Source organism: Streptomyces kronopolitis, assembly GCF_014646275.1.
Taxonomy (GTDB): domain Bacteria; phylum Actinomycetota; class Actinomycetes; order Streptomycetales; family Streptomycetaceae; genus Streptomyces; species Streptomyces kronopolitis.
In genome coordinates this window covers 1-25,665 of the sequence record NZ_BMND01000030.1, presented here as the reverse complement: position 1 = coordinate 25,665, position 25,665 = coordinate 1, and the positions used below count along the sequence as shown (strand labels likewise).

Below are 25,665 nucleotides of genomic sequence, written 5' to 3'. Positions count from 1 at the left end.
CAATGCTCAGGTATCTGCCCCTCCTCCTGGTGCTGGCCCTGTGGATCTACGCGTTCATCGACTGCCTGAACACCCCCGAATCCCAGGTGCGCGGCCTGCCCAAGGTCGCCTGGGTACTGATCATCCTGCTCTTCGGTGAGGTGCTGGTCGGGCCGGTCGCCTGGCTGGTGGCGGGCAAGCAGCGCCGGCCGGCCCCGTCCGGCGGCGCCACGCCCTGGCGGCGCGACCGCGGCACCGCCTGGGTCGCCCCGGACGACAACCCCGAGTTCCTCCGCTCCCTCAAGGACGAGCAGACGCGGGAGGACAGCCGCCAGGACGGGACCCCGATCGAGGACCCGGAGGCCGACCTGCGCCGCCGCGAGGAGGAACTCCGCCGCAAGAAGCGCGATACGGCGGACGGCCCCGAAGAGACCCCCTGAGCCCACCGCCCCGGCGTACGGTGACGCCATGGACCGTACGCAGGACTGGGACCCGGACCGCGACGCACTCCGGCCGCACGGCCACCCCGCCCCACCCGCCCGCGCCATGCTGGCCACGGCCCTCGCCGAGGCCCGCGCCGGCCTCGCCGAGGGCGGCATCCCGATCGGCGCGGCGCTCTACGGCCCCGACGGCACCCTCCTCGGCCGCGGCCACAACCGCCGCGTCCAGGACAACGACCCCTCCCTGCACGCCGAGACCGCCGCCTTCCGCGCCGCCGGCCGCCAACCCGACTACCGCGGCACCACGATGGTCACCACCCTCTCCCCCTGCTGGTACTGCAGCGGCCTGATCCGCCAATTCCGCATCCCCCGCGTCCTCATCGGCGACTCCCACACCTTCCCCGGCGCCCACCCCTGGCTCACCCAACACGGCACCCACATCGTCCTGCTGAACGACCCGGAGTGCAGGGAGATGATGCGCGAGTTCATCGAAGCCCGACCGGAGCTGTGGCGGGAGGATATTGGGGGCGGGTGAGGGGCCTCGGGGGAATACTTCGGCCCCAGCCCCACCAGCCCTCCCCCACACACTTTCGCTGCCCCTCATCCCCCAAGACGTCCCCAGACGGCACCAGCCCCAAGGCGCATCGAGCCTCCGAAGCGCCGATTCCCGCACGCCCCGCCGAACCTCTCCGTCGCGTGCGGGCCCGTACATCGATGAGACGGTGACGGCCTTTCAGGCGCACGCGTCCGCCCTGGAGTTTCCGACTGTGCGGGACGGCCCCGTCCCCTGCCCCACCGTGGAAACGGAAGCGGATGACGTGGACTAAGCAGCGCAGACGGGATGGAGGTCGTCCCCGAAGAGGCCGCGGCCGGGAAGATATGACTTCATCAAATCTTGCCCAATTGCGGCCCACGATCACGCCAACCTACGGCTAGTCAAAGCCCTCGCGGTGGCGTATATCAACCAAACCGGGCCCATGCGGCTTGGCAGACTTCCTTCCATTGATCACCAGGGGGAAGTGCATGTCAGGAAAGTTGAAGGTCCATTTCGGGACCTTGGCTGAAGCCAGCGACGAGCTCGACTCCATAGCCAAGTCACTCCAGGAGCACCTGACGGAACTGGACCAGGCCGTGAGGCGGGTATCCGAGACCTGGGAGGGGGACGCCCAGGGGGCGTTCGGCAGCTATTACCAGCAGTGGCGTTCAGCCTCGCGCAGTCTGCATCGAGCCGTTCGTGCGCTGCACAAGACGGTACACACCGCCCACGGCAACTACTCAGCGGCACGCTCCGCCAACGTGCGCATGTGGGGAGGGGGCCGATGAACCGCTCATCCGGCCACAGCGGGAAGCCGATCGATCTGCATCCCGAGGACCTGCACCGCGTGGCCCTGAAGTTCGCAAAAGGCCAGGATCGCCTCGACTCCGTTTCCTCGACTCTCAATACCGCGCTGCAGAATGCCGCCGGCATGGCAGGGAACGATGACTACGGCCACAAGTTCGGCAAGAAGTACGACCCCGCTGCCAATGCCCTCTTCCGCACGCTGTCCGGTGCTGTGCGTGCGATCGGCCAGCATTCCACCGGTCTGGTGACCACGGCCAACAATTACCTGAAGGCCGACCACCATTCCAATGCCAAGGGCGGGAAGGGAGGGCCGGAGCAGTACCCGGCGCCTCCCGTGTTCACCGACATCATGTACCCCGACGCGGCTTCGGCCATCGGGCCGGGACACAGCGACGTTCCCGACGTCATAGCGAAGTACTGGCCCAACGGCCACCAAGACAAGCTGCGTGCAGCAGCTGCGGCCTACCGGACTGCGGCCACCGCGATCGACGACCTCGGCAACGACCTGCACCAGCAGGTGCGCTCGATCACGGACAACAGCGCCGACGACTCCGTCGACGCCATGGCCCATTTCTGGGAACAGATCTGGCAGGGCGGACACCGCGCGGGCAAGGCGCCGCTGTCCGCGGCCAAGCACGCCTGCGACGAACTGGCCAAAGCCTGCGAGTCTTTCGCTCACGCCATCGACGAGGCCCACAGCGAGACGGAGTCCAATCTCGCCGAAGCCGGTATCGCCATTACGGTAACGACCATCGTGGGCGTCCTGCTCACCCCGTTCACCGGCGGCGGCTCGGACGCCGGGGCTGCCGCTCTCGACAGCGCGGAAGCCGCGGCGATCCTCGGCGGGGTCGAAGTTGCGCTCGACGACTCCATCGCCGCCATTGGCACCGACATGATCGCCGATCTGGAGACCTACCTCCAGGCGGCTGCCGACGGAGTGCCCGAATTCGAGGCAGTGGACGCGGAGACCACTGAAGTCGGCCAGGTGCTCGAACGCGAACTCGCCGAGACAGAAGCGCGCGAGCCCGCCGGAGTGGGCGGACGCGGCGGAGGGCGAGGGGGAAGCGGGGAAAAGCCCGGCACCGGTGGACGCGGGGGAGAATCCGAGGAGCCGGCGGAGGAGTCTGGCGGCCACGGAGCGCAGAAAAGGGGACAGGACTACGAAGACCACCTGGAGGAGAAGCTCGGCGGGGAGGGAAGCTTCAAGTCCGGAAAACGGGAATTCGACGGAAAGTTCACGGAAGAGAGCGGGCAAGAAGCCTGGTACGAGGCGAAGTCCGGCCAATATTGGGAGAAGGTCAACAGTGACGACAGGGAGATGTTGAGATTCAAATCCAAACTAATGGAATCCCGTAAGATAGCGGCAGAGAACGGGAAGAGCTTCTATGTCATATCAGAGAGGCCGATCCCCGAGAATATTATCCAGTGGCTCGCCAAGAAGGGCGTCCCCTACAAAATCATCCCACAGGGATAGGAGATTGAAATATGTCCAGGCGTGCAGATATCGATTTCACGTTCGAGAATCCCATCACTGTTTCCGCAATAATGCGCGCCCTGAGCCCTACGGGATGGAGTCCCGTGGAGCCTCTCGGTGTTTCTTTTTTCATTGAGGACGACGGGGACATCGACTGGGAGACGGGCGATGCGGAGGATGCAAACTTCATCATCGCCTCCCTGGATGCTCCGGACAACACTGACAAGGCCACAGGAGTGTCTCTCTACAATGAATCCACGGGCCGCGGCGGAACTCTTCTCATCTTTTCAGGGAGAACACAGGTTTCCTTCACTCCGTCGATCGACCGCAAGTCGCTCCATGAGGATATTCCCAGGATGACCGACATCGCCTGGTACCTGAACCAGCTGGTTTTTCCGCTGGTTCACATCGGGCTTTCCGGCTACGAGGCCAGGGATCTTCTGGACTAGAAGACAGCCACCACGCCCCACATGGCACTCGCTCGTGGCATCCGCTCCAGGGAGTGGCGGTGGGGCGGATCGTTTCGCGCGGCTTCCGCCGGCGAAGGTCGGCTGCGCGGTAGCGAGGTGGCGGATATCCGCAACGGATTGGTATCCGCCGCCATCACTTCGAGAGCGGGTCAGCCCGGCGGCACCCACCTCCGTGCATCGGCACATGCAAGTCGGCGACGCGTCGAAGGCTCCTGATCTGGTCCTGCACCGGCTCGCCTCGGACAGACCCCACCGAACGGCCTACCACCGCCGGTACGTGAGCCGGAAAAGGCAGCTACCGGCTCCGCTCCGGTGACGCCCCCGGCGCCCTCGCGCTGCTGCCTGGCGAGCGTGCCTACCCGGCACCCGGGGGAACTCCGGGGCTTCGCCGCGTGTCCTGATGTGGCGTGGCAAACACGTAGAGCGGGGCGCGCGGGGTCCGTTGTGCGCTGCTTCGTGTGGCGTACGGGACGTAGCGGGGGTCGGCCAACTGGCAACCGTTCACGGCCAATTGCTGCATCGTTCAGCAACCTCCCCCTGCCCGGGAAACTCAGCCGCCGCCACAGTCGAGTCGGCCCACTGAGGGCTCACGCGACTCAGGGAGAGTGGCACATATGCCCGACATGACCCGACGCAGACTCCTCGGCTCCGCGGCCGGCGCGGTCGGCGGCGCCGCCGCGCTGGCGCTGCTTCCGCCCAGCGTCCAGAAGGCCGTCGCCGCCGGACCCGCTCGTCACGGCTCACTGCACGACGTCGAGCACGTCGTCATGCTCATGCAGGAGAACCGCTCGTTCGACCACTACTTCGGCACCCTGCGCGGCGTGCGCGGCTTCGCCGACCCGGACGCGCTGACGCTGCCCGACGGCCGGTCCGTCTTCCACCAGCCGGACGCGGTGAACCCGGACGGCTACCTGCTGCCGTTCCGCCTCGACACGCACACCACCAGCGCGCAGGCCATCCCCTCCACCAGCCACGCCTGGTCCGTGCAGCACGAGGCGTGGAACGGCGGCAAGATGGACCGCTGGCTGCCCGCGCACCGCAAGGCCGACGGGGTCAACGGTCCGTATGTGATGGGCTATCACACCCGCGAGGACATCCCCTTCCAGTTCGCCCTCGCCGAGGCCTTCACCCTCTGCGACAACTACTTCTGCTCGGTCTTCGGCCCGACCTGGCCCAACCGGCTGTACTGGATGACCGGCACCCTCGACCCGGGCGGCACCCGCGGCGGCCCGGTGCTCAACAACACCGCGCCCAAGCCGTACCGCTGGACGACCTACGCCGAGCGGCTGGAGGCGGTCGGCATCAGCTGGAAGGTCTACCAGGAGGAGGACGACTACGGCTGCAACCTCCTGGAGCAGTTCCAGACGTTCCGGGACTCCCAGCCGGGCCAGCCGCTCTACGAGCGCGGGATGCGCCCGCAGCCGGCCGGCACCTTCGAGGACGACGCCCGGGCCGACCGGCTCCCGGCCGTCTCCTGGCTGATCCCCACCAGCCACCAGTCCGAGCACCCGGACTACCTGCCGGCCGCCGGCGCCGACTACGTCGCCCAGAAGATCGAGGCGATCGCGTCCAACCCGAAGGTGTGGGCCAAGACCGTCTTCATCCTCAATTACGACGAGAACGACGGGCTCTTCGACCATGTGCCGCCGCCGGTGCCGCCCGCGGGGACGAAGGACGAGTTCGTCCAGGGCCTGCCGATCGGCGGGGGCTTCCGGGTGCCGTGCATGATCATCTCGCCGTGGACGGTGGGCGGCTGGGCGGCCGGCGAGGCCTTCGACCACACCTCGGTGCTGCAGTTCCTGGAGCGCTGGACGGGCGTGGGCGAGCCCAACATCAGCGACTGGCGGCGGTCCGCGTTCGGCGATCTGACCTCGGCGTTCGGCTTCCGCCAGGCGGCCCGCAGGCCGCCGCGGCTGCCGGACGACACCGCCGAGCAGCTGGCCGAGGCGCAGTGGGACGTGGCGCATCTGCCGAAGCCGACGCTGCCGGGCACCGGGCAGCGCCCGCCGCGCCAGGAACGCGGCCGGCGCAGGCGCCGCTAGGCCGGTCCGCCGGATCCCGCACGGCCCGCGGTGCCCCCGCCCCGGGCCGTGCGCCCCGCCCTCGGCCGTGCGCCCCGCCCCGTGAAACGGCGGTGCCGTACGGAGCGGGCTCGTGCTGAGCCCCGCCTCCGTACGGCACGGGGGTGCGGGCGGGCCGGAGCCCCGCGGATCAGACGCCGGCGTACGAGTGCAGACCCGTCACGAAGATGTTCACGCCGTAGTAGTTGAACAGGTAGCAGGCGAACGCGATCAGGCCCAGCCAGGCGGCCTTGCGGCCCTTCCAGCCGGCCGTGGAGCGGGCGTGCAGATAGCAGGCGTAGCCGACCCAGGTGATGAAGGCCCAGACCTCCTTGGGGTCCCAGCCCCAGTAGCGGCCCCAGGCGGCCTCGGCCCAGATGGCGCCCGCGATGATGGTGAACGTCCACAGCGGGAAGACCGTGGCGTTGACGCGGTAGGCGAACTTGTCGAGCGAGGCGGCCGAGGGCAGCCGCTCCAGCACCGAGGTGGCGAAGGCGCCGGGCTGCTTGCCGGCCGGGTCGGAGAGCTTGGCCTCGTAGCGGTCGCGGAAGAGGAACAGCAGCGTGGCGACGGCGCCGAGGTAGAGCACCGCGCCCGAGAGGATCGCGCAGCTGACGTGGATCCACAGCCAGTACGAGTGCAGCGCGGGCACCAGCTGGTCGCTGGCGGTGTAGAGCACCGAGACGGCCAGCCCGAGGTCGAGCAGCACGGTGGTGACCAGCGGCAGCCCGATCCAGCGGACGTTCTTGCGGAGGGTGAGCAGCAGCAGGTAGATGCCCACCGCGACCGCGGCGAAGGTGGTGGAGAACTCGTACATGTTGCCCCAGGGGGCACGCTGCACGGACAGGGCGCGGGTGATCACGCCGCCCACGTGCAGGCCCCAGGCCAGCACGGTCAGCGAGACGGCGATCCGCCCGTAGAGGTCGCCCTTCTCCGTGCCGCCCGCGGCGCCCGGGCCGTCGGGGACGTCGCGGCTGCCGGCGGCGGACTTGGTGATGACCTTGGGGCGCTCCAGCACGGCGGTGCCGCCGCTTTGCTGCGCCGCCTTGGCGGGGACCGCCGCGGGCGCCTGTGCCCGGGTGGTCAGCGCGGCGGCGGTGCGGGCGACCTTGCTGCGGCTGCCGAACACCCACTCGCTCAGGTGGGCGATGAAGGCGAGCGTATAGACCGCCATTGCCGAATAGACCAGCAGGTTGCTGTTGTGCGCCAGCGTCTCGTTGGCGGCGGCAGCGATGTTCACGCGCGCGCTCCTTCGGAGGGTTCAGCAGGACCGTCAGAGTCAGTGGGCTCCGCGGGGTCTTCGGAGCCGGAGCCGGGGGCCGGCTCGGGCTGCGGGTCGGATTCCGGGCCGGCCACGGCGTCCGGAACGAGCGGGGCGTCGGGCTCCAGCGCCCCCGCGAGATCGCCGAGTTCCTCCGGCAGCCGGGGGGACTCGCTGCGGCCGAGGCCGGCCATCTCGACGACGGTCACCCCGTCCGGACCCGCTTCGGCCCGGATCCACACCCGGCGCCGCTGGATGAACAGCGAGCCGGCCAGGCCCAGCAGGGCGGCGACCGCGCCGGTGAGCGCGAGGCCGTTGCCGGGCTGGTGGGTGATCTTGAAGCTGGCCCAGTTCTTGATGCCGGTGAACTGGATGCTGCCGTCGCCGTTCGGCAGCTTCATGGTCTCCCCGGGCAGCATCATCTTGGCGAGCGGGGCGCCCTTGACCTTGTACTGCTTCAGGTACTTCTTCTGCAGCTGGTAGACGTTCTGCGGCAGCCCCGAGTCGACGCCCAGGTCACCGTGGTAGGCGGTCAGCGTCAGCACCGGGTAGTCCAGCGCGGGGAACTGGGAGAACATCGAGCCGGAGCCCTTGCCGCCGAACGTCGGCACGAAGAAGCCCTGGAAGCCCAGCTGGTTGCGCTTGCCGTCCTTGGTCTGCGCGCCCGGGACCTTCACCACACCGGTCGAGGTGAGGTTCTTGGGGTCCTGCGGGAGGAAGGGGACCGCGCCCTTGTAGACGACCTTGCCGCGGCCGTCCTTGACCGTCACCTCCGGCGCGTAGCCGTGCGAGAGCAGGAAGACCTTCGAGCCGGCGATGTCGAGCGGGGTGTTCACCTCGACCGCCTTGCGGTGCTCCTTGCCGTCCGCGCCGGTGTAGTACGTCAGATGGGCGCGGAAGGTGCGCGGGGTGCCCTTCTGGGGGCCACTGCGCTCGTAGGTCGCCTCGAACTTGTTCAGCGTGAAGCCGAAGGGCTCCATGGTGTCGGTGTCGAAGAAGGCGCCGGACTTGAAGTCGTCGAACTGGGTGAGGCTGTTGGCGAAGCCGTCGCCCTCGGTGACGAGCTTGCCGCCCTCGGACTTCCACAGGCTGCCGACGGCGAACGCCACCAGCATCACGATCAGCGCGACGTGGAAGACGAGGTTGCCGGCCTCGCGCAGATAGCCCTTCTCGGCGGCGACGGCGGTGCCGGTCCGGTGGGCGCGGAACCGCCGCTTCTTCATCAGCCGCCGGGCCGCGCCGAGGACCTCCTCGGGCGCCGCGTCGGTGCGCCAGGTGGTGTACGCGGGCAGCCGGGTCAGCCGGCGCGGGGCGGCCGGCGGGCGGCCGCGGAGCTGGCCGACGAACTGCCAGCTGCGCGGCACGATGCAGCCGATCAGCGAGATGAACAGCAGCAGGTAGATCGCCGAGAACCACACCGAGCTGTAGACGTGGAACATCCCGAGCTTGTCGTAGATGCCGCCGAGCGTGGAGTGGTCCGCCTTGAACTGGTCGACCTTGACCGGGTCGATGCTGGTCTGCGGGATCAGCGAACCGGGGATCGCGCCGATCGACAGCAGGAAGAGCAGCAGCAGCGCCACCCGCATCGAGGTCAGCTGCCGCCAGAACCACCGCGCCCAGCCGATCGGGCCGAGCGAGGGGAAGGTGACGTCCTCCTGGGGCGCGGTGGAGAGCTGGGACCCGGCGGTGCCGAGATCATTGCCCCCTCCGGCGTCCGGCTCGCGGGGGGTGTCGGTCTTGGTGGACATCAATCAGATCCCAACGGTGGAGCTTTGTGCCCAGCTCTGCAGGTCGGACATCAGGCTGTCCCAGATGCCGGTGACGAGGAGGATGCCGAGCGCGATCATCATGCCGCCGCCGATCCGCATCACCCACTGGTAGTGCCGCTTGACCCAGCCGAACGCCCCGAGCACCCGGCGGAAGGCCAGTGCGACGGCGATGAACGGCAGGCCCAGGCCCAGGCAGTACGCCACAGTGAGCAGGGCACCGCGCGCGGCGCTGGCATCGTAGAACGTCAGGGTGCTGACCGCGGCGAAGGTCGGTCCCAGGCAGGGCGTCCAGCCGACGCCGAAGAGCACCCCGAGCACCGGCGCGCCGGCCAGCCCCATGGCGGGCTTCATGTGGAAGCGCAGCTCGCGCTGCCCGAAGCGCTGCAGCACGCCGGCGAACGCCAGCCCGAGCAGGATCATCAGCACGCCCAGGACGCGCGAGATGATGTCGCGGTACTCCAGCAGGCTCTTGCCGGCGAAGCCGAAGAGCGCGCCGCCGGAGACGAAGACGGCGGTGAAGCCGAGCACGAAGAGCGCGGCGCCGGCCAGCATCCGGCCGCGCCGGGCCTCGCCGAGGTCGGTGCCGGTGACGCCGGTCACATACGACATGTAGCCCGGCACCAGCGGCAGGACGCAGGGCGAGAAGAACGAGACGAGCCCGGCGAGCAGCGCGATGGGAACGGCCGCGAGGAGCGTGCCGTTGAGGACGGTCTGGTTTTCCGCGGCGGCGGCGAGCGCGATCACGTGATCACTTCTCGGCGACCAGCGGGGCGATCATCTTGCGCAGCTCGTTCTCGGCGAGCGGGCCGATCGACCGGGCGGCGATCCTGCCGTGCCGGTCGATGGCGATCGTGGAGGGGATCGACTGCGGGTTGAGGCTGCCCTTGGGGAAGCGCAGCATCAGCCGGCCGGTCGGGTCGAACAGGCTCGGGTAGGGCACCTTGTGCTCTTCCTCGAAGCTGGTGGCCTGCGACTTCTCGGAGTCGCGGGTGTTGATCCCGACGAACTGGACGCCCTTGCCCTTGGTCTCGTTCGCGACCTTGGCGAAGTTCGGCGCCTCGGCGATGCAGGGGCCGCACCACGATCCCCAGACATTGACGATGACGACCTTGCCCTTGTAGGCGGCCACGTCCAGCTTCTTGCCGGTGGTGGTCTCACCGGAGAGGTCGGGCGCCGCCTGCCGCTCGTCCTTCTTGACGGTGTCGATGCCGTCCTTGCCCTGGACGAAGCGGGTCTGGGCCGAGCCGCCGGAGGCGCCGTCCCCGCAGGCGCTCAGCGTGAGCGAGGCGGCCGCGGCCCCTGCGGCGAGCAGGGTCAGGCGGCGTCGGCTCGTGAGGCGGCGTGGGACGCGGCAGGCACTCATGTGAAAAGTTTCGCATGGGCCCATTCCGGATCTTCCGCGCCCCCCTCCGACGGCCGGTCGTGACCCGCCGCCGTCTGTCAGGCGGCTGACAAATACGACTTCCAGCCGCCGGTCGGCTGCTGTCCGACGGGCAGCTGCTGGAGCTTGCGCAGCACCTCGGGGTCCTGGGCGTCGATCCAGTCGGTGAACTGCCGGAACGACACCAGCCGGACATCCTTGTTCTGCTCATTGGAAATCTGCTTGAGCGCTTCCTCGACGGCATCCATATAGATGCCGCCATTCCACTGCTCGAAGTGATTTCCGATGAAGAACGGCGCGCGATTGGTCTCGTAGGCCCGGCGGAAGCCGGAAATGTAGGCGTCCGTGGCCTGCTGCCGCCAGCCGGGGTAGTTCACCGGCGGGGCCTTGGTCGTATTCTTCGACTGATTGGCGAGGATGTTGTAGTCCATCGAGAGCACCTCGAAAGAGTGCCCCGGGAACGGAACCTGCTGGAGCGGGAAGTCCCAGATGCCCATCTTCTTCTTCGGCCACATCTGGATACCGCCGGGTGAGCTGGCGTCATAGCGCCAGCCGAGCTTCTTGGCGGTGGGCAGCAGATTGTCCTGGCCCAGCAGGCAGGGGGTGCGGCTGCCGACCAGTTCCTTGCGGTAGTCGAACGGCAGTGCCTCGGCGTCGGTGAAGCCGGTGTTCGTGCGCCACTTCGTGACGAAGTCCATCGCCTGGTCGATCTCGGACTCCCACTGCTGGGGCGTCCAGTGCTTGACCGAGGTCGAGGAGTCGCCGCAGAAGTGCCCGTTGAAGTGGGTGCCGATCTCGTGGCCGTCCAGCCAGGCCTCCCGTACGTACTTCAGCGTCTCCTTGATGTGGTCGTCGCTGAGGTAGCCGATGGCGGAGGCGCCGCGCCGGTTGTTCGGCGGGTCGTAGAGGTGCTTCTTGGATTCGGGCAGGAGATACAGTCCGGAGAGGAAGAACGTCATCGCCGCGCCGTGGTCCTTGGCGAGCTTGAGGAATCGGGGGAAGAGGCCGTTGCCGACCTCTCCGGCCCCGTCCCAGGAAAAGATCACGAACTGCGGCGGGGTCTGACCGGGTGCCAGCCGTTCGGGGGCCTTGGGCTGATGGGGCTGCGCGCCGGAATTCGCGGTCGAACCGTCACCGATGGGCTTGGACCGGGCCTGGACCGAATCCTTGACGCGCTGCTTGTCCGCCCCCGCGTTATCCGAGCCCGACGTCGAGCAGCCGGCGACGCCCAGCGCCGCGGCTGCTCCCACTCCCATCCCCAACAGGTTTCGCCGACTGATCGCGCGCATACCCTCGACCCCATCCGTGCTCGCCGAACTCGATATCCATATAAACGGACAACCGAGAAGAGGGCATGTTGAGCGTTGGGGTTCCGGCTAATCGCTCAGATTTTCACTTTGCCAGGCTTTGACATTCCGCCAGGTGACGCACCGTCAGGCCCCGAAAGCCTTGGCCTTTCCCTTGACGGGTTTGGCGCCCGCCAGGAGGTGGGACGGAACCAGGTCGCGCGCCGGCTCGCCGTACCCCACCGAGATGATCTTGTCGCCGTGGAACGTGAACGACGTCAGCGAGGCCAGCGTGCACTGCCGCTTCCGCGGGTCGTGCCACAGCCGGCGCCGCTCGGCGAAGCTGCGCACGATCCAGATCGGCAGCTGATGGCTGACCGCCACCGCCTCGTGCCCGCGCGCCGCGTCCCGCGCCGCGCCCAGCGCCGCCATCATCCGCACGACCTGCTCGATGTACGGCTCGCCCCAGGACGGGCGGAACGGATTCGTCAGGTACTTCCAGTTCCCCGGCTTCTTCAGCGCGCCGTCGCCGACCCCGAAGGTCTTGCCCTCGAAGACGTTGCCGGCCTCGATGAGCCGCTCGTCGGTGGCCAGCTCCAGACCGTGCGCACCGGCGATCGGCTCGGCGGTCTCCTGCGCGCGCTCCAGCGGCGAGGCGACGACATGCGTGATGTCGCGCCCCGCGAGGTGCTCGGCGACCCGATCGGCCATCTTCCGCCCCAGGTCGGAGAGGTGGTAGCCGGGCCGGCGCCCGTAGAGGACGCCGTCGGGGTTGTGCACCTCGCCGTGCCGCATCAGATGCACGACGGTGATGTCTTCGCTGCTCATGTCACCCATTCATTCAGTCGTCGGCCGGCGGCGCCGGAACCGTTCCTCGGTCAGGCGGTCGCTTCGGCGGCGGCCCGCGCGGCGGCCGGGAGGGCGGCGGCGATCCGCTCGACGGCCGCCGCGTCGTGCGCGGTCGAGACGAACCACGACTCGAAGGCGGACGGCGGGAGGTAGACGCCCTGCGACAGCATCGAGTGGAAGAAAGCGGTGAAGCGGAACGCGTCCTGCGCCTTGGCCGTGTCGTAGTCGGTGACCTCGGCGTCCGTGAAGAACACCGAGAACATGTTGCCCGCGGCCTGGAGCCGGTGCGCCACGCCCTCCTTCGCCAGCGCCGCGGTGACCAGCCCGCGCAGCTCCGCCGAGACCGCGTCGACCTTCGCGTACGCGGCGTCGTCCAGCAGCCGCAGCTGCGCGACACCCGCGGCGGTGGCGATCGGGTTCCCGGACAGGGTGCCCGCCTGGTAGACGGGGCCGGCCGGGGCGAGGTGCGCCATGACGTCGGCCCGGCCGCCGAAGGCCGCGGCCGGGAAGCCGCCGCCCATGACCTTGCCGAAGGTCATCAGATCCGGACGTACCCCATCAATTCCATACCAACCGGCCTTGCTGACGCGGAAGCCGGTCATCACCTCGTCGGAGATGTAGAGGGCACCGTTGCCGGCGCACAGGTCCTTCAGGCCCTGGTTGAACCCGGGCAGCGGCGGCACCACGCCCATGTTGCCCGGCGACGCCTCGGTGATCACACAGGCGACCTCACCCGGGTGCGCGGCGAACGCGGCCCGCACCGCCTCCAGGTCGTTGTACGGCAGCACGATCGTGTCGCCGGCCTGGGCACCCGTCACACCCGGCGTGTCGGGCAGACCGAAGGTCGCCACGCCCGAACCCGCGGCGGCCAGCAGCGCGTCCACATGCCCGTGGTAGCAGCCCGCGAACTTGATCACCTTCGGCCGGCCGGTGAAGCCGCGCGCCAGCCGGATCGCCGACATCGTCGCCTCGGTGCCGCTGGAGACCAGCCGCACCTGCTCGACCGGCTCGACCCGGGCCACGATCTCCTCCGCCAGCTCGACCTCGCCGGCGCCGGGCGTGCCGAAGGACGTCCCGCGGGCGACCGCGTCCTGGACCGCGGCGATCACCTCGGGGCGCGAGTGCCCGAGGATCATCGGGCCCCACGAGCACACGAGGTCGACGTACTCCCGGCCGTCGGCGTCGGTGAGGTACGGACCGCTGCCGGACACCATGAACCGGGGCGTTCCCCCCACGGCGCGGAACGCACGGACCGGTGAATTGACGCCGCCCGGCGTCACGGCGGACGCCCGGTCGAACAGCGACTGCGAAACTGGGGCTTCATACGGAAACGACACGATGATCCTGACCTGCATAAACGGGGGGAGGGCGGCGCGCGGACGCGGCCCGGCTGGCATCGGTACGGGATTCCCCGCGCGGTACGTGTGCACGAGCCGCTCGGTTCAGTCCCGGTCCTTTTTTGATTCCTCTCGCTTTCGACCGGGCGTCAGCCCCCACTCGTCTGCGAAACTGGGGCCGACGTACGAGTAAGTCACGCAAGCAATGGTCTCAGAGGCGCACGGGGGCGTGCGGCCGGGCGTTTCACGCGCCGGCGACGGGGGAGGTCTCTGAGACGATGATCGGGTTGCGCGGCTGGGGCTGCGAGTGGTCGGGTGGAGATATGCATCGCGGTGGCGAACTGGGCGAGGGAACCAATGACCGGGGTCCCGAGCGCGCCCAGCGCGGCCGTCACCGGCGCGAGGAAACCACGGGCGGGGACATCAGGGGCGGCCGCATGGGGGTGACGTACAAGTACTTCGGCGCGCCCAACGGCGCGACGGCGGCCCGCGTCCCGATCTCCATGCGCCCCGAGGAGCTCGGCGGTGACGAACTCGGCATGGGCGGCATGTTCTCCAAGATCAAGCCGGAGACCATGGCCGCCATGGTCCTCACAGGTATAGAGGGCATACCGCTGCACAAGGTTCCGCCGCTGGAGCTCGTCGTCCTGCACCCCGACTACGCCGTGGTCAAGCTCCCCATGACCGTGGTGGACCCGCTGCGCGGGGTGGGCGAGGAGTCGGTCGGCGCGGCCGCCTTCATCTGGTCCACGGTCCCCGACCGCGGCGGCCCCCGCGACGCCTTCGCCGTCTACCAGCTCCTGCACGAGTGGCAGGACTTCAGCCACCGGCTGCACGAGGCGGGGCATCAGGCGTACTGCCTGGTCTGGCCGTAACGGTTCAGCGCCTGCGCGGCGGCCCGTGCACCGCGGTGCACGGGCCGTCCGCCGTCCGGGGCTCGCCCCGTTCACCCGGCCCGGTCCCGCGCTCACCAGGTGGGCCGGGCCGAGACACCCCCGTCGACGACGAGGTCGTGTCCGGTGATCCAGGACGCCATCGGTGAGGCCAGGAAGACACAGGCGTCGCCCACGTCCCGGGGCCGCCCCAACCGCCCGGCGGGCGCCGCCTCTTGCCAGCGGCGCACCCCCTCGGGCCAGTCCTCCGCCAGCCCGGGGCGGTCGATCAGGCCGGGCGAGACGCTGTTGACGCGGATCCCGTGGGGCCCGTATTCGAGCGCCGCCGACCGTGCGTGCATCACCACCGCCGCCTTCGCGGCGCAGTAGTGGGCGTGCCGCGGCGCCGGGCGGTCCGCCTCGATCGAGGCGATGTGGGTGATCGAGCCTCCCGCCGGCCCGGACGTCTCCGGGTCCGCCCGCATCACGTCCACCGCGGCCTGGGTGCAGGCGAAGACGCTGTGCACCGTGGGATCCGCCACCGCCCGCCAGTCGGCCAGTGACATCTCGGCCAGCTCCTGCGTCGGCTGCACGCCCGCGTTGTTCACCAGCGCCGTGAGCCGCCCGCGCCAGCCCGCCGCCTCGGTGACCAGGCGGTGGCACTCCTCCTCGACGGACAGATCGGCGCGCAGTGCCAGCGCGCTCCCGCCGTCCGCCTCGATCCGCTCGACCAGTGCCCGCGCCGCCTCGGCGCCCGTGCGGTAGTGCGCCACGACGGCGGCGCCCGCGGCGGCGAACCGCAGCGCGATCCCGCGGCCCAGGCCCCCGGAGGCGCCGGTGACCAGGGCGACCTGACCGCGCAGATCGGGCAGCCCGGGATCGCGGCCGGCGTCGTCCCGCTGCGGGATCTCCCGGGTCACGGCCGGCTCAGCGCGGTGATCCGCGCCGCCTCCCGGGGAAAGCGCGCGGCCAGTGCGGCGGCGTCCCCGTGCTCGTAGTCCGCGAAGGTGAATCCGGGCGCCATCGTGCAGCCGAAGAGCGTCCAGGCGCCGCCGTCGGCGACCTCGGCGGCCATCCAGGTGCCGGCCGGCACCGTGAACTGGACGTGCTGGCCGCCCAGGACGTCCGGCCCGAGCACGACCGTGCGGGCCCCGCCGTCCTCCGCCAGCAGGAGGAGGGTGAGCGGATCGCCCCGGTAGAAGTGCCAGATCTCGTCGGCGGGCAGGCGGTGCAGCGCGGAGAAGTCGCCCGGTTCGGCGGTCAGCAGCATCACGATGGCCGTGCCCTCGGGCCGCCCGTCGGGGCGCTCGGGCCCCGCCCAGGTGCGCCGGTAGCGCCCGCCCTCGCGGGGCAGCGGCGCCAGCCCGTAGAACGCGATCAGCGCCTCGGGCAGCGGGTCGCGGGACGTGTGCCGGTCGTCCATCTGCGGGCCGCCTCCCGTGCGTCACCGGTTCCGGGCTGATCCTCCACCCTAGGCACGGCGGCGGCCCGTTGCGGGGCACAATCGGGCCATGTCCGCCACCTCGCCCGACAGCCCGTCAGCAGCCGCCCCCGGTACGGCGTCCGGTGGGGCGGCCCCCCTGGACACCGCGGCCGTCTGGGACGCGGTCGACGAGATCGTCCACTGGCTCGACCGGGAGAGCGGTCTGCCGCCCGAACAGGAGCGGCTGCTGCGGCTGCTGAAGCTCTCGGAGGAGGCCGGCGAGGTCGCCCAGGCCGTCATCGGGGCCACCGGCCAGAACCCGCGCAAGGGCCGCAGCCACACCTGGGACGAGGTGCACGGCGAGCTGTGCGACGTGATCGTCACGGCGATGGTGGCACTGCGGACCCTGACGCCCGGCGCCCGCGGAGTGTTCGACGGGCATCTGCGGCGGATCGCGGCCCGGGTGCCGTCACCCGCGGACGGGAACCGCGGCACACCGGCCCCCTGAGCCCCTCACCCCGCCGTCCACAACGGATCGCGGCCGGTCTCGGCCAGGAGTACCTCCAGGTCACCGGCGCCGGGCGGGGTGGGGAGCGGTGCGGCGAAGACGTTCATCGTCCGTGCCGTAGGGCCCATCCGGTCGACCAGGATCCGCAGTTCGGCCACACCGCCGGCGGGCGGGGCGTACGGCTGCCCGGTCGCCCGTGCCAGGTCCCAGGCGTGCACCGTCAGGTCCAGCAGCGCCATCGCGCCGACGGTGCGCGCCGGCAGGTTCATCGCGCCGGTCGACCCGTCCTCCGCGCCGGGCGCCGCCCAGGCCTCGACCAGCCGCGCCGTCTCGTCCGCGAACCGGTCGGGCCAGCGCGCCCCGTACTCGCCGAGCCGGTCCGGCGGGCTGCCGAACTCGACGTCCTCCTTGGCGGCCAGCGCCTGGAAGGTGACGACCACCTGGAAGAGGTGGTTGAGCAGCGCCCGTACGTCGTACTCGGCACAGGGCGTCGGCCGCCCCAGCTGGTCCTCGCCGACGCCGCGCAGGACGGGGAGCGCCGCCTCGCCCGCCGCAGCGAGCAACGCGCTGATCGGGAGGCCGTTCACGCCATTCATACCGTTTGTATCTTTCATGCCGTTCATGCCGAGGACGCTACGGGCCCGGGGCGGCGGTGGCTTGAAAAAACGCGACAGGTCCGCTCGCCCCGCCGCGTCCCGTCCTAGGATCCGGACATGGCCGCTCCACGGCGCGACACCCGGGGCATCGTCGACGCCCCCGGACTCTTCACGCGGGTGCAGTTCCGCCGCCGCACCCCCGCCGCCGCGCTGCGCCCCTATGTCGAGCACTACTGGCTGATCGACTGGGACCTCTCCGAGCCGTATGCCACGCATGTCGTTCCGCATCCGTGCGTGAACATCGTCTTCCAGCGGTACGCCGACCGCCCGGGCTTCGGGGAGGTCGCGGGGGTGGGGCGGGCGCTGTTCGCCCAGCGGCTGGTGGGGCGCGGGCGGGTGTGCGGGGTGCAGTTCCGGCCCGGCGGATTCCGCCCGTTCACCCCGGAGCGGCCGGCGACCGACTGGACGGACCGCCGGCTGCCGCTGGCGACGGTCTTCGGGTGCACCGGGGCCGACGACCCCGCGGCCGCCGTACTGGACCCGGACGACGAGGACGCCCGGGTGGCCGCGCTCGACGCCGCGCTGACCCCGCTGCTGCGGGCCGACCCGCCGGTCCTCGCGCAGGCCGCGCTCGCCATGCGGCTGGCCGACCGGATCCGTACCGACCGGACGATCCGCCGGGTCGCGGACTTCGCTCGCTCCGAGGGCATGTCGCTGCGGGCGCTGCAGCGGCTGTTCGCCGGGTACGTCGGGGTCAGCCCCAAGTGGGTGGTGCTGCGCTACCGGGTGCAGGAGGCGCTGGAGCGCGCCGCGTCCGACGCGGAGATCGACTGGGCCGCGCTCGCCGCCGAGCTGGGCTACAGCGATCAGGCACATCTGGTCCGCGAGGTCACCGCCACCGTCGGGGTCCCGCCGACGGCCTACCCGCGCTGAGCCCGCCGGCCGCCCCCGTCAGGGGTGTTCGGCGGTCAGATACCGCTGGACGGTGGGCGCCATCCAGGCCACGAGCTCGTCGTGGCTGAGGTCCACGGTCGGCTGGAGGTGCAGGACATAGCGGCACAGCGCCATGCCGAGGATCTGTGAGGCGATCAGCCCGGCGCGGGCCTGCGCCTCCTCGGGGACCGGGCAGACCGCGGCGAGGACCGGGTTGATCTGCTCGGCGAACACGCCGCGCATCCGCTCCGCGCCCGCCTCGTTGGTGACGCCGACGCGCATCATCCCCGTCAGCGTCTCGTCGTGCTCCCAGCGCTCCAGGAAGTGGCGGACGAGCCGGGCGCCGGCCTCCTCGCGCGGGACATGGGTGAGGTCGGGCGCGTGCACCTCGATGGTGGAGGCGGCGGCGAAGAGGCCCGCCTTGTTGCCGTAGTAGCGCATGACCATCGACGGGTCGATGCCCGCGTCCCCGGCGATGGCGCGGATGGTGGCGCGCTCGTAGCCGTCCGCGGCGAAGCGGTCCCGGGCGGCGGCCAGGATCGCGGCGCGGGTGGCGTCGGAGCGGCGGGGGCGGGCGGTCCGCGCCGCGTCGGCCGCCGGAGCGGCGGGGCCGCCGGGCTGGTCGGGCTGGTCGGGGTGGCCGGGGCGGCCGGATGCGCCGGACGGGCCCGGCAGGGCGGCTGCCAGCGCGTCTTCGGGCGCGGATCCGGCGGCGGAGGGTGCGTGTTCGGCCATGTCCACAACTGTAGGCCAACGACTGTTGACATGCCAGGCCGAGCCGCCCTACGCTTGCCAACAAGCGTTGACCAACATGCGTTGGCACAGTTGGTCACGGTTGCACGGTCGGCAGAGTTGCCACAGGGCACAGGAGGGCGGAAGCCATGGACGCCATGGATGCCAGGAACCCCGAGACCAGCGACAGCGGCCCCCGGAGCGCGCCGGCGGAGGCGGCCCGCGGCACGGCCGGCGACGCCTCCCACGACACGGACGTCATCGTGGTGGGCGCGGGCCCGACCGGCCTGCTGCTCGCCGGGGACCTCGCCGAGGCGGGACTGCGGGTCACGCTGCTGGAACGCCGGCCCGGAAAGATCAGCAACCTCACCCGCGCCCTGGTGGTCCACGCCCGCACCCTGGAGCAGCTGGACGCCCGCGGCCTCGCCGACGAGCTGGTCGCCGGCGGCCATCCGCTCGCCTCGCTCCTCCTCTTCGGCGGCGCCACCATCGACGCGTCCCGGCTCCACTCCCGCTTCCCCTTCGTCCTGGTCACCCCGCAGTTCGAGGTCGAGAAGGTGCTGGAGCGGCGGGCCCGCCGGGCCGGTGTGGCCTTCCGCCCCGATTCCGAGGTGCTCGGTCTCGACCAGGACGCCGGGGGTGTGACGGTGCGCTTCCGCACCCCAGAGGGCATCGGGAGCCTCCGCGCCGCCTACACCGTCGGCACCGACGGCTTCCGCAGCACCGTCCGCGAGGCCATCGGTCAGCCCTTCCCCGGGAAGTCCGTGATCCGCTCCCTGCTGCTCGCCGATGTCCGGCTGGCCCGGGAGCCCGAGGCGCCCTTCAACGTCGGCGCCGGAGCGGAGGCGTTCGCGCTGCTCAGCTCGTTCGGTGACGGCTGGTACCGCGTCATCGGCTGGAGCCCCGACCACCAGGCCGACGACGACGTACCCGTCGGCTTCGACGAGATCCGCGACATCACCCGGCGCGCCCTGGGCACCGACTACGGCATGCACGACGCCCGCTGGATCTCCCGCTTCCACAGCGACGAGCGCCAGGCTCCGCAGTACCGCGTCGGCCGGGTCTTCCTCGCCGGCGACGCCGCCCATGTGCACTCCCCCGCCGGCGGCCAGGGCATGAACACCGGCCTTCAGGACGCCGCCAACCTCAGCTGGAAGCTGGCCGCGGTGCTCCGGGGCCACTCCCCCGAGAGCCTGCTCGACAGCTATCAGGCCGAGCGCCACCCGGTGGGCAAGGCGGTCCTCCGCAGCAGCGGCGCCCTGGTCCGGCTCGCCCTGATGCAGTCCGTCCCCGGCCGCGTCGCCCGCGCCCTCGCCACCCGGCTGCTTCGCCAGCTGGGGCCGCTGGCCAACCGCGCCATCCTCGCCATCTCGGGCCTCGGCATCGCCTACCCCGCCGGCCCCGGCGCCCATCGACTGGCCGGCGAGCGCGCCCCCGACATCCGGCTGGCCGACGGCAGCCGCCTCTACGAGGTGCTCCGCCAGGGCAGGTTCGTCCTGATCACCCCCGCCGACGAGCCCGGCACCGACCACCCCACCGACGGCCTGCCCAGCGGCGACCGCCCCACCGGCGAGGGCACCGACCCCACCGACAACCGCCCCGTGACCGCCCACTGGCGCAGCGCCCGCCGCACGGCCGTCCTGGTCCGCCCCGACGGCTATATCGCCTGGGCCACCGACGCCACCGCCCCCGCCGAGCGCACCCGCGCCCTCCGCACCGCCCTTTGGCACTGGACCGGCACCGAGCCCGGCGACGACGGCCCCATATCCGGCACCCTCACCCCGGCAGAAGAGGCTGCGGACACACCCGCGGGTCGCTGAGACAGCGCCGCCGACGGGCGACGCCCCCGTCACGCCCACGGCCCCAGCCCGACCACGACCCCACCCCCAGCTCCGCCCACGGAGCCGTCCCGACCACGGGGCCCGCCCCGACCACCACACGCACCACCACACGCACCACCGCACACCCCGCACCCCGTGCTCATCGCGTGCTCCTCGCGTCGGAACGGGCACGGTGTCCGTACGCTTTCCGCATGGTGATCGCCCGTTCCGTCGCCCTCTTCGTCGTCGCCGCTCTCTTCGAGATCGGCGGCGCGTGGCTGGTGTGGCAGGGCGTCCGCGAGCACAAGGGCTGGGTCTGGATCGGCGCCGGGGTCGTCGCGCTGGGGCTCTACGGCTTCGTCGCCACCCTCCAGCCGAACGCCGATTTCGGCCGGATCCTCGCCGCGTACGGCGGCATCTTCGTCGCCGGCTCACTGGCCTGGGGCGCGGTCGCCGACGGCTACCGCCCCGACCGCTGGGACATCCTGGGAGCAGCGATCTGCCTGGCCGGAATGGCGGTGCTGATGTACGCCCCCCGAGGCCGCTGAACAGCCCCACCTATCCTGGCCGGAGCCCCCCGCGCCCATGAGGAGCGGGACCCCACCCCCATCGCCCGAGGAGAGTTGCATGACCGCCGAGGCCCGTACCGCCGTCGTCACCGGAGCGAGCAGCGGCATCGGCGCGGCCACCGCGCGAGCGCTGGCCGCGGCCGGCTATCACGTGGTGCTCACCGCCCGCCGCAAGGAGCGCATCGAGGCGCTCGCCGCCGAGTTGCCGGACGCCGAGGCCTACCCGCTCGACGTCACCGACCGCGCCGCCGTCGACGCCTTCGCGTCCTGGCTCGACCGCTTCCCCTCCCTCGACGTCCTGGTCAACAACGCCGGCGGTGCCTACGGCGCGGAGCCGGTCGCCAGCGGCGACCCCGCCGACTGGCGCGCCATGTACGAGGTCAACGTGCTGGGCGTGCTCCACATGACCCAGGCGCTGCTGCCCGCGCTGACCGCCTCCGGCGACGGCACCGTCGTCGTGCTGTCCTCCACCGCCGGCCTGGGCACCTACGAGGGCGGCGGCGGTTATGTCGCGGCCAAGCACGGCGCGCACGTCATCGCCGAGACCCTCCGCCTGGAGCTGTGCGGGGAGCCGGTCCGCGTGATCGAGGTCGCCCCGGGCATGGTCCGCACCGACGAGTTCGCCACCACCCGCTTCCGCGGTGACACCGCCAAGGCCGCCAAGGTCTACGAGGGCGTCGACCAGCCCCTCACCGCGGAGGACGTCGCCGACACCGTCGCCTGGGCGATCACCCGCCCCGCCCACGTCAACATCGACCTGCTGGTGGTCCGCCCCCGCGCCCAGGCCTCCAACTCCAAGGTCCACCGCACCACATGACCCGCACCACATGACCCGCGCCGCCGACCCGACAGCGTGCACAGCACGCCGAAGGCCGACGGCTCCGCACCGCAAAAGCCCCGCACCGCGAAAGCTCCACACCGCAAAAGCCCCGGACCACATCGGATCCGGGGCTTGAGGGGGCGGGGCCACATGCAGCGCCGGGCCTCACCCCTTCACGCACACCACCTGCTTGAGCTGGGCCACGACCTCGACCAGGTCGCGCTGCTGCTCCATGACCTTCTCGATCGGCTTGTAGGCGCCGGGGATCTCATCGATCACCCCGGAGTCCTTACGGCACTCCACGCCCCGCGTCTGCTCCATCAGGTCCTGGGTGGAGAACCGCTTCTTCGCCGCGTTCCGGCTCATCCTGCGGCCGGCGCCGTGCGAGGCGGACTGGAAGCTCGCGTCGTTCCCCAGGCCCTTGACGATGTACGAGCCGGTGCCCATCGAGCCCGGGATGATGCCGTACTCACCACTGCCCGCCCGGATCGCGCCCTTGCGGGTCACCAGCAGGTCCATGCCGTCGTAGCGCTCCTCGGCGACATAGTTGTGGTGGCAGGAGATCACCGGCTCGAAGACGGGCTTGGCCTTCTTGAACTCCTTGCGGACCACGTCCTGGAAGAGCGCCATCATCACGGCCCGGTTGTGCTTGGCGTACTCCTGCGCCCAGAACAGGTCGTTGCGGTACGCCGCCATCTGCGGGGTGTCCGCGATGAAGACGGCGAGGTCGCGGTCGACCAGGCCCTGGTTGTGCGGCAGCTGCTGCGCCTGGCCCATGTGGAACTCGGCCAGCTCCTTGCCGATGTTCCGGGAGCCGGAGTGCAGCATCAGCCACACCGCGCCGGTCTCGTCGAGGCAGAACTCGATGAAGTGGTTGCCGCTGCCGAGCGACCCCATCTGCTTGGTGGCCCGCTCCTGCCGGAACCTGACCGCCTCGGCCACGCCGCCGAACCGCGCCCAGAAGTCGTCCCACCCCGCGGTCGGGAAGCCGTGCAGCCGCCCGGGGTCGACCGGGTCGCCATGCATCCCCCGGCCCACCGGAATCGCCTGCTCGATCTTCGAGCGGAGCCGGGAGAGGTCGCCGGGCAGGTCGTTGGCGGTGAGCGAGGTCTTGACCGCGCTCATCCCGCAGCCGATGTCGACGCCGACCGCCGCCGGGCAGACCGCGCCGCGCATGGCGATCACCGATCCGACCGTGGCGCCCTTGCCGTAGTGCACGTCCGGCATCACGGCCAGGCCCTTGATCCACGGCAGGGTGGCGACGTTGTGCAGCTGCCGCATGGCTACGTCCTCGACCCCGGCCGGGTCCGTCCACATCCGGATCGGAACCTGGGCACCAGGCACCTCGACGTAGGACATAACTTCCTCATTCCCCCGAATTTATGAAAAACGCAAAAGCCGGACAAGTTATCCGATCTTGGACGGCAAACCGGCGTAGGCGGCAAGACGTGCGATAGACATTGTGTCCATCGGCCGCCGACCGGCGGCAACCAGATTTCGCAGGGAAGGAGCCGCGAGCGATGCCACGCAAGTCGTTCGTACCCGGTGCCGCGGTGGTGGCGGCCGCGGCACTGGCCGTCGGCCTCGCCGGCTGCAGCGGCGGCTCCAGCCAGGACGGCAGCGGCGCCGACGCCAAGGACGGCGGCGCCGCCAGCTCGAACCCGGCCGCCGAACCGGGCCGCTACCAGACCCTCCCCGAGGCCTGCGGGCTGCCCTCGCGCAGCGCCATCCGCGGCATGCTGCCCGGCGACGACAAGTCACTGTCGCCCGCGGAGGCCGACAAGCTCTACCGCGGCCAGGCCGACATCACCTACGACACCGACCGCCGCGTCGGCTGCCGCTGGACCCGCGAGACCACCGCCGGCACCCGCCACCTCGGCCTCGACATCCAGCGCGTGGTGTCCTACGACGGCGCCGTCAGCGACGACGACAAGGCCAAGGAGATCTACGGCTCCAAGGCGCAGGCCGCACAGATACCGTCCGGCGCCGGCTCCCCGTCGCCCGCCTCCCCCTCCCCGTCCACCCCGAAGGCCACGGACAAGACCAAGGCCACGGACAAGGGCGCGGACAAGACCAAGGGCAAGGACGACGGCACCGGCACCGTCCCGAACAGCGCCCCGGACACACAGGGCAAGGACAAGGGCAAGGACGCCTCCGCCGCCCCCTCGCAGTCCTCCGACCCGAGCGCGCAGCCGAGCGGCTCGACCACTCCCCGCGTCCTGGACGACCTCGCGGACGACGCCTTCCTCAATGACAAATTGGTCACAGCGGACTCCGGAGTGCACCGCGACGTCACTGTGGTCTTTCGCACGTCGAATGTGATCGTGACGCTCACGTACGACCAGTGGTCGACGGACAAGTCGATGTTGCCGGACAGCCAGGAACTGCAGGACAAGGCCCGTTCGCTGGCCGGCGAGCTCTCCGACAGCCTCAGCGAATAGTCCGTATCGCGCACCTTGACCGACTCGCCACACAAGGCGAAGAAGCGCCCGTTTTGGGCTGCGCACTCATCGACAGGAATCGGTCACCCACTCCGTCGCGCCACGTACCGTGCCTCTAGCCCTGCCCGTAGACGGGACGGGGCGGGCCTCATGGCCGGCCATGCCGACCCGACGACGAACAGCGAAGGAACCATGCACCGTTCAGCCAAGCGACTCGCCAGCCTTCTCACCTGCGCAGCAGTTCCGGTGCTGCTCGTCGCCGGCTGCTCCGGCTCGGACAGCGACAGCTCCGGTGACGCCTCCGCCTCCGCCCCCTCCGGCAGCGCCAAGTCGTCCGCGCCCACCGTCGCGCCCGCGAAGTACAAGAAGCTGCCGAACCCGTGCGAGGCGTTCTCCAAGGACACCATCAAGAAGATGCTGCCCAAGGTGAAGGACGCCTCCGGGAACCGCGGCAACTCCACGGACAACACCGCCCACGGCACCTGCTCGTGGACCAGCTCCGACGAGAACGGTGTCGACGGCACCCAGTTCCGCTGGCTGGACATCGGCCTGCAGCGCTACGACTCCGACGCCGGCGTCGGCTCCGGCGAGCAGCGCGCCACGGACTACTACAGCAAGCAGGTCAGCGACGCCAAGGAGTCCAAGGGCGCCAAGAAGCTGTCGGCCGTCAAGACCGGCGGCACCGGCGACGAGGCGACCGCGATCACCTACGACGTGAAGAAGGAGGGCAACGACTTCAAGAACACCACCCTCGTCGCCCGCGCCTCCAACATCGTCGTCACGATCAACTACAACGGTGCCGGTCTGGCCGGCGCGGACGCCCCCAAGGGCGCCGACCTGCTCAAGCAGGCCCAGGCCGCCGCCAAGGAAGCCGTCGCCTCCGCCACCAAGGCCAACGGCAGCTGACCCACCGGAAGGGCCCCGCACCGCCCCCCCGGTGCGGGCCCTCCCGTCCACGGGTACGGGCCCTCCCGCGTCCACCCCACCCGTGAAGTCCGCGCCCCCGTGTGCGCACCCCCGCACCCCCACCCCATCTGAGCACCCCTTTCACAGAGCCCCGTCCCTACCGGCACACGCGCGTCCGTACGCATGTGCCAGGCTGTCGCTCGCAATAGATCGACTGGGAGGGGTCCTCGGGTGGCCGCGCCGCTGAAGCTGACACGCACGCACCGGATACTCATCGGAGTAGTCGTCGCGGGCGCGGTCGTGATCGCCGGCATCGGCTTCGCCGGTTCCTACACGGCCGTGCGGGAGCTCGCCCTCAAGAAGGGCTTCGGCACCTTCGCGTACTTCTTCCCGCTCG

27 protein-coding genes are annotated in these 25,665 nt (G+C 70.7%); 15 read left to right on the top strand and 12 right to left on the bottom strand.

Translation table 11 applies throughout. From position 1 onward, the window contains the following. The first annotated feature begins 2 nt into the window (after positions 1 to 2). The 6 genes from IEY78_RS26225 (at position 3) to IEY78_RS26200 (ending at position 5,747) form a co-directional block, all read left to right on the top strand. Positions 3 to 419 carry a PLD nuclease N-terminal domain-containing protein gene (locus IEY78_RS26225; protein ID WP_189102331.1) on the top strand — a complete coding sequence of 139 codons (417 nt, stop codon included), beginning with the start codon at positions 3 to 5 and terminating at the stop codon, positions 417 to 419. A gap of 28 nt (positions 420 to 447) precedes the next feature. Then, positions 448 to 954, top strand: coding sequence for a nucleoside deaminase (locus tag IEY78_RS26220; RefSeq protein ID WP_189102329.1), 507 nt, complete (start codon positions 448 to 450; stop codon positions 952 to 954). A gap of 488 nt (positions 955 to 1,442) precedes the next feature. Continuing rightward, positions 1,443 to 1,742: a WXG100 family type VII secretion target gene (locus tag IEY78_RS26215; protein WP_189102327.1), complete on the top strand. Its 300-nt coding sequence runs from the start codon at positions 1,443 to 1,445 to the stop codon at positions 1,740 to 1,742. After that, on the top strand, positions 1,739 to 3,235 hold the full coding sequence (locus IEY78_RS26210; RefSeq protein ID WP_189102325.1) for a WXG100-like domain-containing protein: 1,497 nt from the start codon (positions 1,739 to 1,741) through the stop codon (positions 3,233 to 3,235). Before IEY78_RS26215 ends, IEY78_RS26210 begins: the two co-directional genes overlap by 4 nt. A gap of 11 nt (positions 3,236 to 3,246) precedes the next feature. Continuing rightward, positions 3,247 to 3,684 (top strand): hypothetical protein, encoded by a 438-nt coding sequence (locus tag IEY78_RS26205; RefSeq protein ID WP_189102324.1) that lies wholly within the window; start codon positions 3,247 to 3,249, stop codon positions 3,682 to 3,684. Positions 3,685 to 4,319: 635 nt separating this feature from the next. Continuing rightward, positions 4,320 to 5,747, top strand: a complete 1,428-nt coding sequence (locus IEY78_RS26200; protein WP_189102322.1) for an alkaline phosphatase family protein — start codon at positions 4,320 to 4,322, stop codon at positions 5,745 to 5,747. A gap of 169 nt (positions 5,748 to 5,916) precedes the next feature. Here IEY78_RS26200 and ccsB read toward each other — a convergent pair whose 3' ends face one another. From ccsB to hemL, 7 genes are all read right to left on the bottom strand, one after another. Beyond that, positions 5,917 to 7,005 carry a c-type cytochrome biogenesis protein CcsB gene (gene ccsB / locus IEY78_RS26195; protein ID WP_189102320.1) on the bottom strand — a complete coding sequence of 363 codons (1,089 nt, stop codon included), beginning with the start codon at positions 7,003 to 7,005 and terminating at the stop codon, positions 5,917 to 5,919. Further along, entirely contained in the window at positions 7,002 to 8,774 is a 1,773-nt protein-coding gene (gene resB / locus IEY78_RS26190) for a cytochrome c biogenesis protein ResB (RefSeq protein ID WP_189102318.1), read from the bottom strand. The genes ccsB and resB overlap by 4 nt, the downstream gene beginning before the upstream one ends. A 3-nt stretch (positions 8,775 to 8,777) precedes the next feature. Next, positions 8,778 to 9,539, bottom strand: coding sequence for a cytochrome c biogenesis CcdA family protein (locus IEY78_RS26185; RefSeq protein ID WP_189102316.1), 762 nt, complete (start codon positions 9,537 to 9,539; stop codon positions 8,778 to 8,780). 4 nt (positions 9,540 to 9,543) lie between these two features. After that, positions 9,544 to 10,158 (bottom strand): TlpA family protein disulfide reductase, encoded by a 615-nt coding sequence (locus IEY78_RS26180; RefSeq protein WP_189102313.1) that lies wholly within the window; start codon positions 10,156 to 10,158, stop codon positions 9,544 to 9,546. A gap of 77 nt (positions 10,159 to 10,235) precedes the next feature. Beyond that, a complete protein-coding gene (locus IEY78_RS26175; protein WP_189102311.1) occupies positions 10,236 to 11,465 on the bottom strand; it encodes a polysaccharide deacetylase family protein in 1,230 nt (409 codons plus the stop codon). Positions 11,466 to 11,609: 144 nt separating this feature from the next. Continuing rightward, on the bottom strand, positions 11,610 to 12,290 hold the full coding sequence (locus IEY78_RS26170) for a histidine phosphatase family protein (RefSeq protein WP_189102309.1): 681 nt from the start codon (positions 12,288 to 12,290) through the stop codon (positions 11,610 to 11,612). Positions 12,291 to 12,340: 50 nt separating this feature from the next. After that, the gene (gene hemL / locus IEY78_RS26165) at positions 12,341 to 13,648 is read right to left on the bottom strand and encodes a glutamate-1-semialdehyde 2,1-aminomutase (RefSeq protein ID WP_189102307.1); all 1,308 of its coding nucleotides are present in this window, start codon (positions 13,646 to 13,648) and stop codon (positions 12,341 to 12,343) included. A 323-nt stretch (positions 13,649 to 13,971) separates the two neighbouring features. Here hemL and IEY78_RS26160 point away from each other — a divergent pair, with 323 nt between their 5' ends. Then, a complete protein-coding gene (locus IEY78_RS26160; protein WP_129249696.1) occupies positions 13,972 to 14,523 on the top strand; it encodes a hypothetical protein in 552 nt (183 codons plus the stop codon). A 92-nt stretch (positions 14,524 to 14,615) separates the two neighbouring features. On the opposite strand, the gene IEY78_RS26155 is transcribed toward IEY78_RS26160, so the two are convergent. Together IEY78_RS26155 and IEY78_RS26150 are read right to left on the bottom strand one after the other, a co-directional pair. Beyond that, a complete protein-coding gene (locus IEY78_RS26155; RefSeq protein ID WP_229700184.1) occupies positions 14,616 to 15,440 on the bottom strand; it encodes an SDR family NAD(P)-dependent oxidoreductase in 825 nt (274 codons plus the stop codon). Next, on the bottom strand, positions 15,437 to 15,943 hold the full coding sequence (locus IEY78_RS26150) for a cupin domain-containing protein (RefSeq protein WP_189102305.1): 507 nt from the start codon (positions 15,941 to 15,943) through the stop codon (positions 15,437 to 15,439). The genes IEY78_RS26155 and IEY78_RS26150 overlap by 4 nt, the downstream gene beginning before the upstream one ends. An 88-nt stretch (positions 15,944 to 16,031) precedes the next feature. Between IEY78_RS26150 and IEY78_RS26145 the strand changes: the two genes are divergently transcribed. Beyond that, complete coding sequence (locus tag IEY78_RS26145) at positions 16,032 to 16,451, top strand: MazG-like family protein (RefSeq protein WP_189102303.1); 420 nt, start codon at positions 16,032 to 16,034, stop codon at positions 16,449 to 16,451. 5 nt (positions 16,452 to 16,456) lie between these two features. Here the strand turns inward: IEY78_RS26145 and IEY78_RS26140 are convergent, their stop codons facing one another. Further along, positions 16,457 to 17,047, bottom strand: a complete 591-nt coding sequence (locus IEY78_RS26140; RefSeq protein WP_189102301.1) for a TIGR03086 family metal-binding protein — start codon at positions 17,045 to 17,047, stop codon at positions 16,457 to 16,459. 117 nt (positions 17,048 to 17,164) lie between these two features. Here IEY78_RS26140 and IEY78_RS26135 point away from each other — a divergent pair, with 117 nt between their 5' ends. Beyond that, positions 17,165 to 17,980 carry a helix-turn-helix domain-containing protein gene (locus IEY78_RS26135; RefSeq protein WP_189102299.1) on the top strand — a complete coding sequence of 272 codons (816 nt, stop codon included), beginning with the start codon at positions 17,165 to 17,167 and terminating at the stop codon, positions 17,978 to 17,980. Positions 17,981 to 17,998: 18 nt separating this feature from the next. On the opposite strand, the gene IEY78_RS26130 is transcribed toward IEY78_RS26135, so the two are convergent. After that, positions 17,999 to 18,715, bottom strand: coding sequence for a TetR/AcrR family transcriptional regulator (locus IEY78_RS26130; protein ID WP_189102297.1), 717 nt, complete (start codon positions 18,713 to 18,715; stop codon positions 17,999 to 18,001). A gap of 155 nt (positions 18,716 to 18,870) precedes the next feature. Here IEY78_RS26130 and IEY78_RS26125 point away from each other — a divergent pair, with 155 nt between their 5' ends. The 3 genes from IEY78_RS26125 (at position 18,871) to IEY78_RS26115 (ending at position 21,918) form a co-directional block, all read left to right on the top strand. Then, positions 18,871 to 20,532 carry an FAD-dependent monooxygenase gene (locus tag IEY78_RS26125; protein ID WP_189102416.1) on the top strand — a complete coding sequence of 554 codons (1,662 nt, stop codon included), beginning with the start codon at positions 18,871 to 18,873 and terminating at the stop codon, positions 20,530 to 20,532. A gap of 212 nt (positions 20,533 to 20,744) precedes the next feature. Next, on the top strand, positions 20,745 to 21,080 hold the full coding sequence (locus tag IEY78_RS26120) for a YnfA family protein (protein ID WP_189102295.1): 336 nt from the start codon (positions 20,745 to 20,747) through the stop codon (positions 21,078 to 21,080). A gap of 79 nt (positions 21,081 to 21,159) precedes the next feature. Beyond that, positions 21,160 to 21,918, top strand: coding sequence for an SDR family oxidoreductase (locus tag IEY78_RS26115; protein ID WP_189102293.1), 759 nt, complete (start codon positions 21,160 to 21,162; stop codon positions 21,916 to 21,918). A 168-nt stretch (positions 21,919 to 22,086) separates the two neighbouring features. Here IEY78_RS26115 and IEY78_RS26110 read toward each other — a convergent pair whose 3' ends face one another. Continuing rightward, positions 22,087 to 23,280 carry an RtcB family protein gene (locus tag IEY78_RS26110; RefSeq protein WP_189102291.1) on the bottom strand — a complete coding sequence of 398 codons (1,194 nt, stop codon included), beginning with the start codon at positions 23,278 to 23,280 and terminating at the stop codon, positions 22,087 to 22,089. Positions 23,281 to 23,441: 161 nt separating this feature from the next. Here IEY78_RS26110 and IEY78_RS26105 point away from each other — a divergent pair, with 161 nt between their 5' ends. The 3 genes from IEY78_RS26105 to IEY78_RS26095 all read left to right on the top strand — a co-directional run. After that, a complete protein-coding gene (locus IEY78_RS26105) occupies positions 23,442 to 24,362 on the top strand; it encodes a hypothetical protein (protein ID WP_189102289.1) in 921 nt (306 codons plus the stop codon). 192 nt (positions 24,363 to 24,554) lie between these two features. Continuing rightward, positions 24,555 to 25,268 (top strand): DUF3558 family protein, encoded by a 714-nt coding sequence (locus IEY78_RS26100; RefSeq protein WP_189102287.1) that lies wholly within the window; start codon positions 24,555 to 24,557, stop codon positions 25,266 to 25,268. A gap of 231 nt (positions 25,269 to 25,499) precedes the next feature. Continuing rightward, positions 25,500 to 25,665, top strand: a 166-nt coding sequence (locus tag IEY78_RS26095) for a DUF2637 domain-containing protein (protein WP_189102285.1), incomplete at its 3' end; no start/stop codon positions are given.